This is a genomic window from Nonomuraea sp. NPDC049750, from assembly GCF_040659625.1.
GTDB lineage: Bacteria > Actinomycetota > Actinomycetes > Streptosporangiales > Streptosporangiaceae > Nonomuraea.
Genome location: NZ_JBFANB010000005.1, coordinates 122,531 through 137,711, shown reverse-complemented (window position 1 = coordinate 137,711; position 15,181 = coordinate 122,531). Strand labels below are relative to the sequence as shown.

Genomic DNA, 15,181 nt, shown 5'->3' with positions numbered 1-15,181 from the left:
GCGGTCCGTCAGCCATCGGCCGCCTCCGCCAGTGCCTCGTCGAGCGCCTCCCGGGTGGCGGCGCCGACGACCTTGCCGTCCCCGTCGACGGCCACCGCGCAGCCCGACGGCGACAGCAGCGCCGCGTCGAGGGCCGAGCGCATCGAGTCGCGGCCGAGCACGAACGTCCCGTACGGCTCCAGCTCGGCGGGCCGCTCACGCGAGATCCAGCCGACCGGCCGGTCGTCCCCGGTGACGACGAGCAGCCACGGCTCGTCCGTCGGCCCCTCGAAGCCCTCGGGCACGGTCAGGTCGTCGCGCAGGCGCAGGCCCTCCGTCGAGATGAACTGCAGGCGCCTGATGCCCCGGTCATGACCGAGGAACTCGCGGACGAAGTCATCGGCCGGCTCCGACAGCAGCGTCTTGGGGTCGGCCAGCTGCGCCAGCTTGCCGCCCACCCGCAGGACGGCCACCCGGTCGCCGAGCTTGATGGCCTCGTCGATGTCGTGGGTGACGAAGACGATGGTCTTGTTCAGCTCCGCCTGCAGCCTGAGCAGCTCTTCCTGCAGGCTGGTGCGGACGATCGGGTCGACCGCGCTGAACGGCTCGTCCATGAGCAGCACCGGCGGGTCCGCCGCGAGCGCCCTGGCCACACCGACCCGCTGCTGCTGCCCGCCGGACAGCTGGAACGGGTAACGCTCGCCCATGGCCGAGTCGAGCCCCACACGTTCGAGCAGCTCCATGGCGCGGTCACGGGCCTTCTTGCGGTCCCAGCCGAGCAAATAGGGGACGGTGGCGATGTTGTCAACGATCTTCCGGTGCGGGAAGAGCCCGGCCTGCTGGATGACATAGCCAATGCCGCGCCGCAACGTCGGCGGATCGATGCCCTGCACGGGCTCACCGTCAAGGAGGATCCGCCCCTCTGAGGCGTCGATCATCCGGTTGATCATTCGGAGGGACGTCGTCTTCCCGCAACCGGAGGGGCCGACGAACACGGTGATCTCACCTGTCGGCGCCTCAAGGCTCAGGTGATCGACTGCGACCGTGCCGTCCGGATAGCGTTTGGTGACGTCGTCAAATGTGATCACGCGCGACCTCTCGCGTTCGTGGCGGGGGCCGCAGCCCCCCTGCTACGGCCGCCGCATGATCTCTCAGGACGACCAGACTACGGCGATCCAGCGCACTCTGTCCCCTCGGGCCTCTCTGAAACGCTTCAGCTAGCTGCAAGTTTCATACGAAATGCCGTTCTGATAGTGCGCGGCACCTGGGTAAGTTGGCATGATTAACACCACGAACTCAGACGCCGCACCCCCCACCTCAAGCGTCCGTATTTCAGCAAGAGGATCCGGCCCCGTGACAGACTTGCTCACCGATCACCCCTCCCGGGCCGAACTGATCGCGGAGCTCTACGACCGTTACGCCGCCGGGCTGTTCGCGTACTGCGCTGACCAGCTCGGAGACCACGGTTCCGCCGCCGACGCCCTGGTGTCCGTCCTCGGCTCCGCCGCCGACGCCTGGGCGTCCGCCCGCGTCGGCGGGCAGGCGGCGCCGCCTGCCCGCGCCGCCCTGTTCGCGTTCGCCCGCCGCGAGATCCAGCGCCGCGACGTCGTCTACGCGCCGCCGGTGGTCGACCCGCTGATCGACCCGGCGTCCGCGCTGGTGGAGCGGGTCCTGCGGGAGTTGCGCCCGCACCAGCGCGAGGTGCTCGTGCTGTGCGAGGTGTGCGGGCTGGACCGCGCCGAGCTGGCCTGGGTGCTCGACGTGGCGCCGGACACGGCGGACGAGCTGGCCACCAGCGCCACGCACCGCTACCGGCAGGCGCTCGACACCACCCTGGCCTGCACGGAAACCCGCGTGACCAAGCCGGTGGCCGACGTCTACGGGGCGCTTGGTGTGGCGCCGTTGCGTGACGTACTGGGGCGGTTGCCCTGGCCACCGCCGCCCGCGTCTCTCCACTCGCACCTCGCTCCTCAGATCCCGCCCGGTCGTACGGCGGCGCCGATGTTCGTCAAGCCGCTCTGGCCGGGCCCGCCCACGTGGCCGCAGCCGTTGGCTGTGGCGGACGCGGCGACCAGCACCGGGATCTTCCCGACGGAACTGCTGACCCCGCCGTCGCCGTCCCGAGTGCCGGAGCACGAGGCACCCACGGCACCGATGCCCAAACTCCGCGACCCGTTCGGACCCGGCCCGGCCCTTGAGGGCCCCGCTCCCGCTGGCCTGACTTCCGAGGGTCCGGCTCCTGAGGGACAGCGGTTCTTCACGCCTCGGTCACCCAGCACGCGACCGCCCGGGGACCTGCTCTCCGACACGCGGTCATCTGGGGACGCACTCTTCGGCAAGCGGGCGCCCGACGACGCCCTCTTCGGCGCGCGACCGTCCTCCGACGCGCGGCCGGTGCGTGATGGGTTGTTCCGCTTACCGCAGCCCGCTTCCGAGAAGCCCGCGCCTGCCCAGCCGGCCGACGAGCCCTTGCCGAAGCGGCCGTTCACTCTCTCGGCGTCCATTCCGGGCGACGTGCTGGACGACGAGCCGATCACCGAGGAACTGCCCGCCATCGGCGACATCCTCGTACACAAGGGCGAGGCCAGGGAGCCGGGCGCCTTCTTCGTCCCCAGGACCGCCGCCAGGGAGCCCATCTACCGGCTGCCGGCCCCGCTGCCGTTCCCGCCGACCGTGGACGACCTGCCCATCGTGGACGACCTACCTGAGGACCTCCCGGACGTCCCGGACGTACCGCGAGCCCGGGTACGCCCCGGCAAGGACCGGCACCACGACTGGGCGTGGGAACTGGTCGGCTTCCTGGTCTGCGTCGCCATAGCGATGATCGTCTTCTTCGCGGTCCCGCTCATCATCGGCTAGCTGCCAGCACTGACCGCAGATCACTCACCGCCGGTCGCTCCCACTGCTCCACCGGCACCGCCGACAACACCATCCGCCCGGCCTGTTCGACCATCGTCGTCCGGTGGATGGCCGGCAGGCTGTCCACAACCTCAGCAGCCACCCGCAGGCCCTCGTCAACCCCGCCGTTGACCACTGTGCATTGCGCGGTCAGCAGGCGCGCGATAGCCGGGTACTGTTGACCTGCTCCCCGCTCTGAAGGGGCGGGGAGCAGGTCAAATGATGCTGCGGTCGCAGCGTCATTACCCGCCCGAGCATGAATCAACTGCCGGGTCAGGAGCGGCGGCACTATCGCATAGCGCTCGATCCACGAGCGCTCGGTCAGCTGTGCGCGGGCGCGGACCTGGCCATAGCGGCGCTGACCGGGTGCCTGTCACACACCACCACGGGGGCCGACGACACAGGCGAGTATGCCCGGGTGTGGGTCTCCGACCCGGACGATCCTCGCTCGTGGGCAGCGGCCACGTGGCGGCCGGGCGATCTCGACTACGGCGTCCAGCAGGTAGGCGACCGGCCGCTGTGGGATGAGGTCGTCCAGGCGTACGCCCAGTGGGTTGCCTTGGGCGAGCCGCACTGGGAGCGCTTCGGCGTGACGGTCACGCCGGAGGGACAGCGGGTATGGCTCGACGCTCCGGAGGTGGTGTTGAGCAGCGCCTGAGCATGCGAAAAGGCCCCCGTCAGCCGGCCGACAGGATCAGCCCGCTGGTCGGAACACCCGTGCCCGCCGTCACCAGGACGTTGCGGACGCCGCTCACCTGGTTGGCGGAGGTGCCTCTCAGCTGCCGTACGGCCTCGGCGATGCCGTTCATGCCGTGGATGTAGGCCTCCCCCAACTGGCCGCCGTTCGGGTTGACGGGCAGGCGGCCGCCGAGCTCGATGCCACCGTCCCGGAGGTAGTCGGGGGCCTCCCCCCGGCCGCAGAAGCCCAGCTCCTCCAGCTGGGCCAGGACGAACGGGGTGAAGTGGTCGTACAGGATGGCCGTCTGGATGTCCTGCGGGGTCAAGCCGGACATTTCCCATAAACGTCGGCCGACGACTCCCATCTCCGGCAGGCCGCTCATGTCATCGCGGTAGTAGCTGGTCATCATCATCTGCCCCGCGCCCGCCCCTTGGGCGGCGGCGGTGATCACGGCCGGGGAGCGGCGTAGGTCCCGGGCCCGTTCGGTGGTCGTGACCACCAGGGCCACGGCCCCGTCGCTCTCCTGGCAGCAGTCGAGCAGGTGCAGCGGCTCCACGATCCACTTGGACTCCTGGTGCTCCGCCAGGGTGATGGGACGACCGTGGAACCAGGCGGCGGGGTTCGTGGAGGCGTGCCTGCGCATGGCGACGGCCACCCGGCCGAAGTCCTCTGAGGTGGCGCCGTAGGTGTGCATGTACCGCTGGGCGAACATGGCCACCCACCCGGCGGGCGTCATCAGCCCGAACGGTACGTGCCAGCTCATCTCCAGCCCCTGCGAGGTCGGCTGGCCGCCCAGGCGGGCGTCCGGCTGCCCGAACCTCCGGCCGGACCGCTCGTTGAACGCCCGGTAGCAGACGACGGTGGTGGCCATGCCGGTCGCGACGGCCATGGCGGCCTGCGCCACCGTGCCGCACGCCGCGCCGCCCCCGTACTCGACCCTGGAGAAGTACGTGAGCTCACCGGCGCCGATCTCGCGGGCCACGGCGATCTCCTGGTTGGTGTCCTGGGTGAAGGTCACCATCCCGTCCACGTCACCCGGCGCCACCCCGGCATCGTCGAGCGCGGCGAACACGGCCTCGGCCGCCAGCCGCAGCTCCGACCGGCCGGATCGCTTGCTGAACTCGGTGGCGCCGATGCCGGCGATGGCGGCTCGTGACTTGAGCACTGACGTGCCACTCCTTCGGGTCAGGGGGCTCTGTTCGGGCTGGGGTTGTTCGGGCCGGGGCCGTTCGGGCCGGGGCCGTTCGGGTCAGGGGCCGTTCGGGTCAGGGGCCGTTCGGGTCAGGGGGCTGGGGGGAGGGTGAGGGTGATCGTGCCGGTGGCGTGGTCGCCGAGGCTGACCTTGCCGCGTACCTCGACTTTGAGCTCCCCCGCCGCCCGCGAGACGACCGTGCCCGTGAAGCTCAGCCGGTCGCCCGCGTACGCCGGGACGCCGAGCTTGACGTTGATGCGCCTGATGATGGCCGCTGGACCCGCCCAGTCCGTGACGTACCGCTCCACCAGCCCCATCGTGGTCAGGATGTTGAGGAAGATGTCCTTGGAGCCCTGCGCGCGGGCGCGCTCGACGTCGTGGTGCACCGGGGTGAAGTCCATGGTGGCCAGGGCGGTGGAGACGACCACCGTGGGCGTGAGGTCGATCGACAGCTCGGGAAGCACCGAACCGAGCTCGACCTGGTCTTCGGTCAGCGTCCGCATCACGACTCCCCTGGCGCCCACATGGGCAGGACTAGTTCGTCGTCCAGCGCGCGGTACGTCACGCGCAACGACATGCCGATGCTGACGGCGTCGGTCGGACAGTCCACGATGTTTCCCACGATCCTCACCCCTTCTGGCAGTTCCACCACTGCCACCACGAAGGGCGTCTCGCGTCCCGGCACCGGCGGGTGGTGGTGGACGACGTAGCTGTAGACGGTTCCGTGGCCGCTCGCCACGGTGTGGGTGCGGTTGGTGGAGCGGCAGACGGGACATATCGGGCCGGGTGGGTGGCGCAGCTCACCGCAGTCGGCGCAGCGCTGGATGCGCAGCTCGCCCTGCTGGACGCCTTCCCAGAAGAAGGCCGTGTCGGCGTTGACGGCGGGGCGCAGCGGGTACGCCTCGCGGGGGCCGGTCTCCGGGGGTTTCGCGGTCTCGGATGATGTGGTGGTGGAGCTGGGGCGCTTGCCGGTGCGTGGGCGAAATTTCAGGATTCGGAACATCATCTCGGCCACTGGTTCGTCCGCCTCGTCGTACCAAGTGACGTTCCAGGTGGCGAAGTAGCCCTCGCCGAGCGCCGTCCGCTTCGGGCCCACGAGGCTCGTGAAGCGGGTCGACGGGGTCAGGCGCTCGCCGAGCCGTACGTACCGGTGATAGGTCTGCTCGCAGTTCGTCGCCACCACGCCCGTGTAGCCGTGCGCCTGCAGCGCGGTGAGCATGTCGTCGACCGGCGAGCGGTCCTTGGCGTCCTGGCGGAGGCCCTGCATGGTCCAGACCTGGATCATCGCGGGCGGGGCGACCCCTTGGTCGAGGTAGGCCGGGTTCGCGTCGCCGAGGGCGGTCAGCCAGTGCCTGATCATGGGCACGTTCACCGGATCGGCCGCGGGGGTGCCGCGCATCTCCCCGAGGGCGACCTGCTTGTCCGCCAGCTCCCGCAGCTCCCTGTCCACGCTCGCGGGGTCAGGAGCGACGGGGGCAGGCGTGGACGGGGCGGGGGTGGCGGGGCCGGGGGTCACAGACTCGGGAGTGGCGGGGTCGAGAGTCGAGGGGTCGGTCATCGGGGCGGCCTCGGGAGGCTCAGGCCGAGCATCGCGATCAGCTCGCGCTGCACCTCGTTCACCCCGCCGCCGAACGTCAGCACCACCGCGCCCTTCACCCCGTGATCGGTGCGCTCCAGGAGCTCGGCCGTCTCCGGGTCCGACGGGTCGCCGTAGCGGGCCAGGATGTCGCCGATGAGCCGGCCGACCTCCTGTACCCGCTCCGAGGCGTAGATCTTGGTGGCCGACGCGTCGGGCGCGCCCAGCCAGCCGAGGTCCATGTTCGCCGCGACCTGCCAGTTGAGCAGCTCGTTCGTCCGGAAGTATGCCCGCACCCTGCCGAGCGCCCGTCGTACGTCCGGATTCTCCACCAGCCCGGTACGCCGCGCCCAGGCCAGGAAGCGGTCGTAGGTCTGGCCGAGGTTCCCGGCGGGACCGAGCGTGACGCGTTCGTGGTTGAGCTGGTTGACGATCAGGTCCCAGCCCTTGTCCACCTCGCCGACGACCATGCTCGCCGGGACGCGGACGTCGGCGTAGTAGGTGGCGTTCGTGTGGTGACGGCCGTCCATGGTGATGATCGGGGTCCAGGAGAAGCCGGGATCGTCGGTCGAGGCGATCATCATCGTGATGCCCTTGTGCTTCTTGGCGTCGGGGTTGGTGCGGGTGGCGAGCCAGATGTACTGGGCGTAGTGGGCGCCGCTGGTGAAGATCTTCTGGCCGTTGACGACGTAGTGGTCGCCGTCGAGCACCGCCGTGGTCCGCAGCGAGGCCAGGTCCGTACCGGCCTCGGGCTCGCTGTAGCCGATCGCGAAGTGGCATTCTCCGGCCAGGATGCTCGGCAGGAACATCTCCTTCTGCTCCTGCGTGCCGTACTGCATCAGGGTGGGCCCGACCGTCTGCAGCGTGATGATCGGGTACGGCACGCCGGCGCGGGCGATCTCGTTGGCGAAGATCTGCTGTTCGAGCGGGCCGTAACCGGCGCCGCCGTACTCCTTCGGCCAGCCGAGGCCGAGCTTGCGGTCGCGGCCGAGCCTGCGGCAGTGCTCCATGTAGGCGGTGCCGAAGGGATCCTGGGAGATCTTGCGGCGGTCCTCGTCGGTGAGGCAGTTCTGGAAGTACTCGCGCAGCTCGTCGCGGAGCCTGCGCTGCTCGGGGGTCAGGTCGATCAGCATCAGACGAGCGCTCCGATCAGGTCGAGCTGGGCGTCGGCGCCGCCGAGCAGGTGCGTCAGGTGCTTGGCGTGGGCGAAGTAGCGGTGCAGCGGGTACGTCACGTCGAGGCCCAGGCCGCCGTGCAGGTGCTGGCAGGTGAAGAGCGCCTTGTACGCCTCACTGACGTGGAAGGCGGCCACGGCCAGGTCCTCCTCCGCCGGGAGGTCGTTGGCGAGCAGCCAGGCGCCCGACCACACGGCCACGTCGAGCGCCCGCGTGGCGATGTAGACGTCGGCGATCTGTACGGTGACCGCCTGGAACTCGGCCAGGGCCCGGCCGAACTGCTTCCTGTTCTTGATGTACTCGGTGGTCAATTTGAGAGCTCCGGCCAGCACGCCGCTCGCCTGGGCCGCGACGGCCGCCGTGAAGATCTGCCGCAGACCGGAGACCGCTTCCGGACCCGCCAGCCGCTCGGCCGGGGTCCGGTTGAACACGATGGTGGCCAGCGACTCGCCGTTGGCGGCGAACTCCGGGCGCGCCGTCCATCCGCCGGTGACCAGGAACACCCCCTCGGCGGCCGTGACCAGCATGTACGCCGCCTCGCTCCCGTACGGGACCCCGATCTTGCGGCCGGTCAGCACCCACCCGTCGCTATCCCTCTCAGCGGCGGTCACGGGCGGGGCCGCCGGCGCCCAGCCCGGCTCCCGCAGCGCCACCGTGCCGACGCCGTCGGCCGGCGGGCGCTGCCGCGCGGGTGTGCCGTAGCGGGCCAGCGCGAGCGTGCTCACCAGCGTCGCCAGCGCGGGCGCCGGTGCGGCCCGCGCGCCGAACTCGCGGAGCACCACGGCCAGCTCGACGGCCCCGAGCCCGGCGCCACCCGCGTCCTCCGGCACGCACACGCTCATCAACTCCGCCTGGCACAGCGCCTGCCAGAGCCGTTCGTCATACGGCCGGCCGCTCTTCTCGTGCGCCTCCAGCCGCTCCGAGGTCGCCTCCTTCGCCAGAAGGTCGGCGGTCAGGGTACGCAGGTCCTGCTGGGTCTCATCCAGGTTGAAATCCACTATTTCTCCAAAAGGTGTTGCCGGCCGTGCCGGGCGAACTCCCGCTCGATCGCCGCGACGTCCGCGCCGCCCAGTAATCGGATCTCCGCGCCCGCAGGACGCCACCAGACGGGGTCGGCCGTCCGCCAGCCCTCCTGCACCAGGACACGCTTGACGACCTTGTGCGAGGGGGTCTGGGGCAGACCATCGGAGATGCGTACGTACCGGGGGAACGACTTGGCACCCAGATCGCGGCGCCCGGCGAGGAACCCGGCGAACGCGACAGGGTCGAACGCCGCCTCCATGACCAGCGCCGCCATGACCTGGTCTCCGGCCGCCGCGTCCGGCACCGGATAGACGGCCGCCTCGATCACGCCCGGGAACTCCCGCAGGACCGCCTCGATGGGCGCCACCGCCAGGTTCTCGCCGTCCACACGGAGCCGCTCGGTGCCCCGCCCGGCGAAGAACACGTAGCCGTCGGCGTCCGCGTACGCCAGATCGCCCGACCAGAACGCGCCCTCCCGCATCCGCTCGGCGTCGGCCTCCGGGTCGTTGTAGTAGCCGTCGAACAGGCCGAGGCCACCGATGTTCACCAGCTCGCCGATCGCCTCGTCGGGGTTGAGCAGCCGCCCGTTCTCGACGCGGCCCGGCGGGCACGGCAGGCCGGTCAGCCAGCTGCGGATCTCGATGCCCGCCGGCAGCCTGCCGAGGCAGCCGGGCGGTCCCATGGGGTCCGGGGTGAGCGAGATGGCCGTCTCCGTCGACCCGAACGCGTCGATCACGTGACAGCCGAACCGCCCCCCGAACCGTCTGGTCGCCGTGGCGCTCCCCTCGTTGCCGAAGGCGAGCTTCAGGGGGTTGTCGGCGTCGTCGGGTTGTCGCGGGGTGGCCAGGACGTAGGAGAGCACTTTGCCGACGTAGTGGAGGTACGTGCAGCCGTACCGCCTGATGTCCGGCAGCAGGCCCGACGCGGAGAACCTCCGCCGCAGCACCAGCGCCGCCCCTGACGCCACGGCGGGGGCGTAGGCGGCCATGACGGCGCCGGAGTGGAAGAGCGGCATCGCGCAGTAGACGGCGTCGGCGGGGGTCAGCATCGCGGCCAGCGAGACGCCGGGGACGGCGATCTTCCGCTGCGTGATCCGCACTGCCCTCGGCCGTCCGGACGTCCCGGAAGTGAAGATCAGCATGACCAACGCGCCCGGATCAGCCGGACCCGTGCCCGGATCAGGGCTCGCGTCCGGTTCGAGGCTCGCGTCCGGCCCCGGAAGAGGCAGGTCAGGCGCGTCCCCCGAGCCCCAGTCCGGGACGGGCGTCGAGGCCGTACCCGAGGCTTCGGCGACGGACCGCGCCACCGTCCCATAAGGCGCGTCCCACAGCAGGAGGCCGACGTCGGTGGCCTGGGCGTCGCGGGTCAGCTCCGCCACTGATCGGGTCGGGTTCAGCGCCACCAGCACCCGCCCGGAGAGCGCGGCCCCGCCCAGCAGGAACACCATCTCCGGAACGTTGTCGCAGAGAACCCCCACGTGCGGCGGCCCGTCGAAGGAGCGAGAGGTCAACCAGTCGGCGGCGGTACGGCAGGCGGCCACGACCGAGCGCCACGACCACACGCGATCCTCGAACACCAGCCCCGGACGGTCATCATCGGCCCGGGCCAGCAGCAGGGCGGCGAGTGTGTCCGCGGCCATCGACCCTCCCAGCAAGCGCTCGGTCAACAGTTCCGCAAACTAGAACAGATTCTAATATCTGTCTAGCCACGACACATCCCAACAAGTCTGGATATATGCCTGTAGCGCCGCAGACATGCGTCTATGCAGGCTCTTTGTGACTCGCGAGTAACAAGCCGAGTTATCGAGAAATCAGATAACGTGTTCTCATGCGTACCCCGCAGGCGACCACCGCCGCGCCCCCCAGCGACACCGAGGGGATCATGGAGAGCCATTCCACGTCCGGCGGTCACAGCGTCCGTACGCGTAGCCAGCACCAGCGCCGCAAGCGCATCGTCCAGGCCGCCGCCGCCCTGGCCTCGCGCGGCGGCGTCGAGGCCATGCAGATGCGCACGGTCGCCGAGCGGGCGGGCGTCGCGCTCGGCACCCTCTACCGCTACTTCCCGTCGAAGATGGACCTGGTCGTGGCGGTCGTCGGCGAGGAGATCGACCTGCTGGAGAGCAGCATCCAGCGCCGTCCGCCGAGCGCCTCCACCCCGGCGGGCCGCGCGGTCGACGTCCTGATGCGCGCCACGCGCGGCCTGATGCGCGAGCCGGAGCTGGCCGACGCGCTGATCCGATCGCTGATCATGGCCGAGGTGGAGACGCCGTTCGGCGACCGGATGACGGGGCTGCTGCTGCGCGTGTCGGCCGACCTCACACGGGATCGGGCCAGCGAGGTGCAGCTCGACCTGGCGGGGTCGCTGTCCAGCGTGTGGGTGCAGGAGCTGCTGGAGATGCTGCGCGGGCGCCGCACCTATGAGCAGATCCAGCGCCGCATCGAGATCGCCGCCGCACGGCTGGTCAACGACCTCTAGTTGGCGTCAGCCGACGGCCCTGAAGGTACGGCGATACGCGTGCGGGGACACCCCCAGTGACGCGTGCAGGTGCTGCCTCATGGAGGCCGCCGTGCCGAAGCCCGACTGCTCCGCCACCCGGTCCACCGGCAGGTCCGTGCTCTCCAGAAGGTGTCTGGCCAGCTCCACGCGTTGCTGGAGCAGCCATTGGCCGGGACTCTGGCCTACCTCGTGGCGGAAGTGCCGGGTGAAGGTGCGTCTGCTCATGCCCGCGTGTTCGGCCAGGTCGGCCAGCTGGAGCGGGGTGGACAGGTGCTGGAGGGCCCACGCCCGGGTGGGGGCGGTGCCGGAGGCCGACGGTTCGGGAACGGGGCGTTCGATGTACTGGGCTTGGCCGCCGTCCCGCCACGGGGGGACGATGCAGTGGCGGGCCACCTGGTTGGCGATCTCGCTGCCGTGGTCGCGCCTCACCAGGTGCAGGCAGAGGTCCACGCCCGCCGACGCGCCCGCCGAGGTGAGCACATCGCCGTCGTCCACGAACAGCACGTCCGAGTCCATCCGCACCTCAGGGAAGAGGCGGGCGAAGCGCTCGGCGTGCCGCCAGTGGGTGGTGGCCGGGCGGCCGTCGAGGAGTCCCGCGGCCGCGAGGACGAAGGTGGCGATGCAGATCGAGACGACGCGGGTGCCCGGCCGTACCAGGGAGAGGGCGTCGAGGAGCCCGGCAGGCAGCGACTCCGGACCGGTGATGTCCGCGAAGCCGGCGGCGGCGGGGATGACGACGGTGTCGGCGCTCGCCAGCGCGCCCGCGTCGTGTTCGACGGCGATCGTGTAGTCGGCGGCCGTGGCGACGGGACCGCCGTCGAGCGTGCAGGTGATCACCTCGTAGAGCGGCTCGCCTCCCGGAGCACGTGCCGTGCAGAAGATCCTTGACGGCACGCTCAGCTCGAACGGGATGACGTTCGGCAGCGCCAGTACGACCACACGATGCATGGCCCGATCTTTACACATCTTGGCCTCCGGGCCACTCGCCGCCCGATACCCGGCGCAGCAAGCTTGACGGCATGAAGATGCGCGCGATCAGCCAGGACGCCCTGGGCGGGCCAGAAGTGCTGAAGATGATCGAGGTGGACAGGCCCACGCCGGGGCCGACCGAGGTGCTCGTGCGGGTGCACGCGGCCGGGGTCAACCCCGCTGACTGGAAGACCCGGGCCGGCGGTGGTCAGCTGGGGGCGCCGCCGTTCGTGCTCGGCTGGGACGTCTCCGGCGTCGTCGAGCAGGTGGGCCTGGGCACGACCATTTACCGGCCCGGTGACGAGGTCTTCGGCATGCTCCGCTTTCCGTACGGCCACGGCGCCTTCGCCGAGTACGTGAGCGCCCCGGCCCGCCATTTCGCCCCCAAACCCGCGAACCTCGACCACACCCACGCGGCCGCGATCCCCCTCGCCGCGCTGACCGCCTGGCAGGCGCTGGTGGACACCGCCAGGCTGGCGGAGGGTCAGCGGGTGCTCGTGCACGCGGCGGCGGGTGGTGTGGGGCACTTCGCCGTGCAGATCGCCAAGGCACGCGGCGCGTACGTCATCGGTACGGCCAGCGCCGCCAAGCACGAGTGGCTCCGCGACCTCGGCGCCGACGAGCTGATCGACTACCGGAGCGAGGACTTCGCAGAGGTCGTCCGCGACGTCGACGTGGTGGTCGACACCATGGGCGGCGACTACGGCCCGCGCTCACTGCGTACCCTGCGTGAGGGCGGCACGATCGTCTCGCTGGCCCTCATGCTCCTGGACGAGAGCCTGCACGCGCGGGCCGCCGAACGCGGCATCCGGTCGGCGGCCATGCTCGTCGAGCCCGATCACGCCGCGATGAAGGCGCTGGCCGCGCTGGCGAAGGCCGGGAAACTGCGGGCCGAGCTGGCCGCCGTGCTGCCGCTGGCGGACGCGGCCAAAGCACACGAGCTGGGCGAGTCCGGCCGTACGACGGGGAAGATCGTCCTCTCTGTACGTCCCTGAGACTCGTCGATTTGTCGGTGGCGGGGGCTATACAGGGAGGCATGACTGAGCGGCCGTCGAACGAGGAGTTCCTGCGGCAGACCGACCTGATGCGGCGCGAGTTGCTGGCGCACTGCTACCGCATGCTGGGGTCGGTGCACGACGCCGAGGATCTCGTCCAGGAGACCTATCTGCGCGCGTGGCGCGCCTATGACGGGTTCGAGGGGCGTTCGTCCCTGCGCACCTGGCTCTACCGCATCGCCACGACGGCCTGCCTGACGGCGCTCGACAGCCGGAGCCGGCGGCCGCTGCCGACCGGGCTCGGCGCGCCCGCGTCCGAGGCGACCGGCCCTCTGGTCGAGGGCAACGAGGTGCCGTGGCTGGAGCCCGTGCCCACCGGGATGGTCGGCGCCGGGGCCGACGACCCCGCCGCCATCGTCACCTCGCGCGACAGCATCCGGCTCGCGCTCATCGCCGCGCTGCAGCACCTGCCGCCCAAGCAGCGGGCGGTGCTGATCCTGCGCGACGTGCTCAAGTGGCGGGCCGCCGAGGTGGCCGAGGTGCTCGACACCACGACCGTCGCGGTCAACAGCGCGCTGCAGCGCGCCCGTGCCCAGCTCGACGAGGTGGCGCCGAGTCTCGACGACCCGATCGAGCCGCTGACGGCCGAGCAACGGGCGCAGCTCGACCGCTATGTGGCGGCGTTCGAGAATTACGACGTGGCGGGCATCGTGGAGTTGTTCACGAAGGACGCGGTCTGGGAGATGCCGCCGTTCACCGGCTGGTATCAGGGCGCCGAGGAGATCGGCCGGCTCATCGCGACCAACTGTCCCGCGAAGAAGGCCGGCGACCTGCGACTGGTGCCGGTCGAGGCGAACGGGCAGGCGGCGTTCGGGATGTATCTGCGGCACGGCGATGTCTATGACGCGTTCTCGCTGCCGGTGCTCACGTTCACCGGCTCGCGGGTCAGCCATGTCGCGATGTTCTTCGACCTGGGGCTCTTCGATACCTTCGGGCTTCCTCAGACGCTGAGCGGGGCTTCCACCGGAAACTAGAACGCGTTACAGTCACGTCCAGAGCATCATTCTGGAGGCTACTGTGGGTACACCGGTGATCGTCGAGGCCGTCCGCACCCCCATCGGCAAGCGTGGCGGCTGGCTGGCCGAGCTCAAACCGCAGCAGGTGCTGGCCACCGCGCTCAACGGCCTGATCGAGCGTTCCGGGATCGACCCGGCGATCGTCGGCCAGGTCTTCGCCGGGTGCGTGACCCAGGCGGGCGAGCAGGGCGGGCATGTGGGGCGATACTCCTGGCTGTACGCGGGGCTGCCGTACCAAACGGGAGTGACCACGGTCGACGCGCAGTGCGGATCGTCGCAGCAGGCCGTACACCTGGCGGCGGCGATGATCCGGGCCGGCGTGATCGACGTGGGCGTCGGGTGCGGGGTCGAGGTGATGAGCCGCGCGCCGCTCGGCAGCAACGTCCTGCCGGCCAAGCCGAAGCCCGACGACTGGAACATCGACCTGCCCGACCAGTTCACCGCGGCCGAGCGGATCGCGGAGCGGCGCGGGCTGACCCGCGAGCGGCTCGACTGGTTCGGGGCACGGTCGCAGCAGCTGGCCGCCAAGGCGTGGGCCGACGGGCGGTTCGAGCGGGAGATCGTGCCCGTCGGGCAGGTACGCAGGGACCAGGGCTTACGCGAGACCACCGTCGACGGGCTGGCCGGGCTCAAGCCGATGATGGGCGAGGGCGGCCGGCACACCGCGGGCACCTCGTCGCAGATCTCCGACGGCGCCGCCGCGGTGCTGGTGATGAGCGAGGAGACGGCCCTGCGGCACGGCCTGCGGCCCCGGGCGCGGATCCTGGCCCAGGCCCTCGTGGGCGCGGAGCCGTACTACCACCTGGACGGGCCGGTGGACGCGACGGCGAAGGTGCTCGCGATGGCCGGGATGACGATCGGCGACATCGACAGGTTCGAGGTGAACGAGGCGTTCGCGTCGGTCGTGCTGTCATGGGCGAGCGTGCATGAGCCCGACTTCGACCGCGTCAACGTCAACGGCGGCGCGATCGCGCTCGGCCACCCCGTCGGCGCCACGGGGGCGCGGCTGCTCACGACGGCGCTGCACGAGCTGGAGCGCTCCGACTCGGCGACCGCGCTGGTCACGATGTGCGCGGGCGGCGCGCTGGCGACGGCCACGATCATCGAACGCATCACGTGACGC

At 70.7% G+C, this 15,181-nt stretch carries 14 protein-coding genes; 6 read left to right on the top strand and 8 right to left on the bottom strand.

Features of this window, described 5'->3' with window-relative positions; genetic code table 11:
- Positions 1-8 precede the first annotated feature (8 nt).
- Complete coding sequence (locus tag AB0J16_RS15620; RefSeq protein WP_358539183.1) at positions 9-1,067, bottom strand: ATP-binding cassette domain-containing protein; 1,059 nt, start codon at positions 1,065-1,067, stop codon at positions 9-11.
- A 265-nt stretch (positions 1,068-1,332) separates the two neighbouring features.
- Between AB0J16_RS15620 and AB0J16_RS15615 the strand changes: the two genes are divergently transcribed.
- Together AB0J16_RS15615 and AB0J16_RS15610 are read left to right on the top strand one after the other, a co-directional pair.
- Positions 1,333-2,838 carry a hypothetical protein gene (locus AB0J16_RS15615; protein ID WP_358539180.1) on the top strand — a complete coding sequence of 502 codons (1,506 nt, stop codon included), beginning with the start codon at positions 1,333-1,335 and terminating at the stop codon, positions 2,836-2,838.
- Positions 2,839-3,133: 295 nt separating this feature from the next.
- Positions 3,134-3,535 (top strand): hypothetical protein, encoded by a 402-nt coding sequence (locus AB0J16_RS15610; protein ID WP_358539178.1) that lies wholly within the window; start codon positions 3,134-3,136, stop codon positions 3,533-3,535.
- A 19-nt stretch (positions 3,536-3,554) separates the two neighbouring features.
- Here AB0J16_RS15610 and AB0J16_RS15605 read toward each other — a convergent pair whose 3' ends face one another.
- The 6 genes from AB0J16_RS15605 to AB0J16_RS15580 form a co-directional block, all read right to left on the bottom strand.
- The gene (locus AB0J16_RS15605; protein ID WP_358539175.1) at positions 3,555-4,721 is read right to left on the bottom strand and encodes a lipid-transfer protein; all 1,167 of its coding nucleotides are present in this window, start codon (positions 4,719-4,721) and stop codon (positions 3,555-3,557) included.
- Positions 4,722-4,837: 116 nt separating this feature from the next.
- On the bottom strand, positions 4,838-5,251 hold the full coding sequence (locus AB0J16_RS15600) for a MaoC/PaaZ C-terminal domain-containing protein (protein ID WP_358539173.1): 414 nt from the start codon (positions 5,249-5,251) through the stop codon (positions 4,838-4,840).
- Positions 5,251-6,306 carry an OB-fold domain-containing protein gene (locus tag AB0J16_RS15595; protein WP_358539163.1) on the bottom strand — a complete coding sequence of 352 codons (1,056 nt, stop codon included), beginning with the start codon at positions 6,304-6,306 and terminating at the stop codon, positions 5,251-5,253. Before AB0J16_RS15595 ends, AB0J16_RS15600 begins: the two co-directional genes overlap by 1 nt.
- The gene (locus AB0J16_RS15590) at positions 6,303-7,457 is read right to left on the bottom strand and encodes an acyl-CoA dehydrogenase family protein (protein ID WP_358539158.1); all 1,155 of its coding nucleotides are present in this window, start codon (positions 7,455-7,457) and stop codon (positions 6,303-6,305) included. Before AB0J16_RS15590 ends, AB0J16_RS15595 begins: the two co-directional genes overlap by 4 nt.
- The gene (locus AB0J16_RS15585; RefSeq protein WP_358539155.1) at positions 7,457-8,497 is read right to left on the bottom strand and encodes an acyl-CoA dehydrogenase family protein; all 1,041 of its coding nucleotides are present in this window, start codon (positions 8,495-8,497) and stop codon (positions 7,457-7,459) included. Before AB0J16_RS15585 ends, AB0J16_RS15590 begins: the two co-directional genes overlap by 1 nt.
- Entirely contained in the window at positions 8,497-10,161 is a 1,665-nt protein-coding gene (locus AB0J16_RS15580; protein WP_358539152.1) for an AMP-binding protein, read from the bottom strand. The genes AB0J16_RS15585 and AB0J16_RS15580 overlap by 1 nt, the downstream gene beginning before the upstream one ends.
- A 242-nt stretch (positions 10,162-10,403) precedes the next feature.
- Here AB0J16_RS15580 and AB0J16_RS15575 point away from each other — a divergent pair, with 242 nt between their 5' ends.
- The gene (locus AB0J16_RS15575) at positions 10,404-10,997 is read left to right on the top strand and encodes a TetR family transcriptional regulator (protein ID WP_357644750.1); all 594 of its coding nucleotides are present in this window, start codon (positions 10,404-10,406) and stop codon (positions 10,995-10,997) included.
- Positions 10,998-11,003: 6 nt separating this feature from the next.
- Here AB0J16_RS15575 and AB0J16_RS15570 read toward each other — a convergent pair whose 3' ends face one another.
- Positions 11,004-11,966, bottom strand: a complete 963-nt coding sequence (locus AB0J16_RS15570) for a helix-turn-helix domain-containing protein (protein ID WP_358539150.1) — start codon at positions 11,964-11,966, stop codon at positions 11,004-11,006.
- Positions 11,967-12,043: 77 nt separating this feature from the next.
- On the opposite strand from AB0J16_RS15570, the gene AB0J16_RS15565 reads away from it, so the two are divergent.
- Genes AB0J16_RS15565 through AB0J16_RS15555 form a run of 3 tightly spaced genes read left to right on the top strand, consistent with a single transcriptional unit; the run spans position 12,044 to position 15,178 of the window.
- Positions 12,044-12,982, top strand: a complete 939-nt coding sequence (locus tag AB0J16_RS15565) for an NADP-dependent oxidoreductase (RefSeq protein ID WP_358540323.1) — start codon at positions 12,044-12,046, stop codon at positions 12,980-12,982.
- Between the two features lie 41 nt (positions 12,983-13,023).
- Positions 13,024-14,016 (top strand): sigma-70 family RNA polymerase sigma factor, encoded by a 993-nt coding sequence (locus tag AB0J16_RS15560; protein ID WP_358539147.1) that lies wholly within the window; start codon positions 13,024-13,026, stop codon positions 14,014-14,016.
- A gap of 43 nt (positions 14,017-14,059) precedes the next feature.
- On the top strand, positions 14,060-15,178 hold the full coding sequence (locus AB0J16_RS15555; RefSeq protein WP_358539145.1) for a steroid 3-ketoacyl-CoA thiolase: 1,119 nt from the start codon (positions 14,060-14,062) through the stop codon (positions 15,176-15,178).
- Positions 15,179-15,181 lie beyond the last annotated feature (3 nt).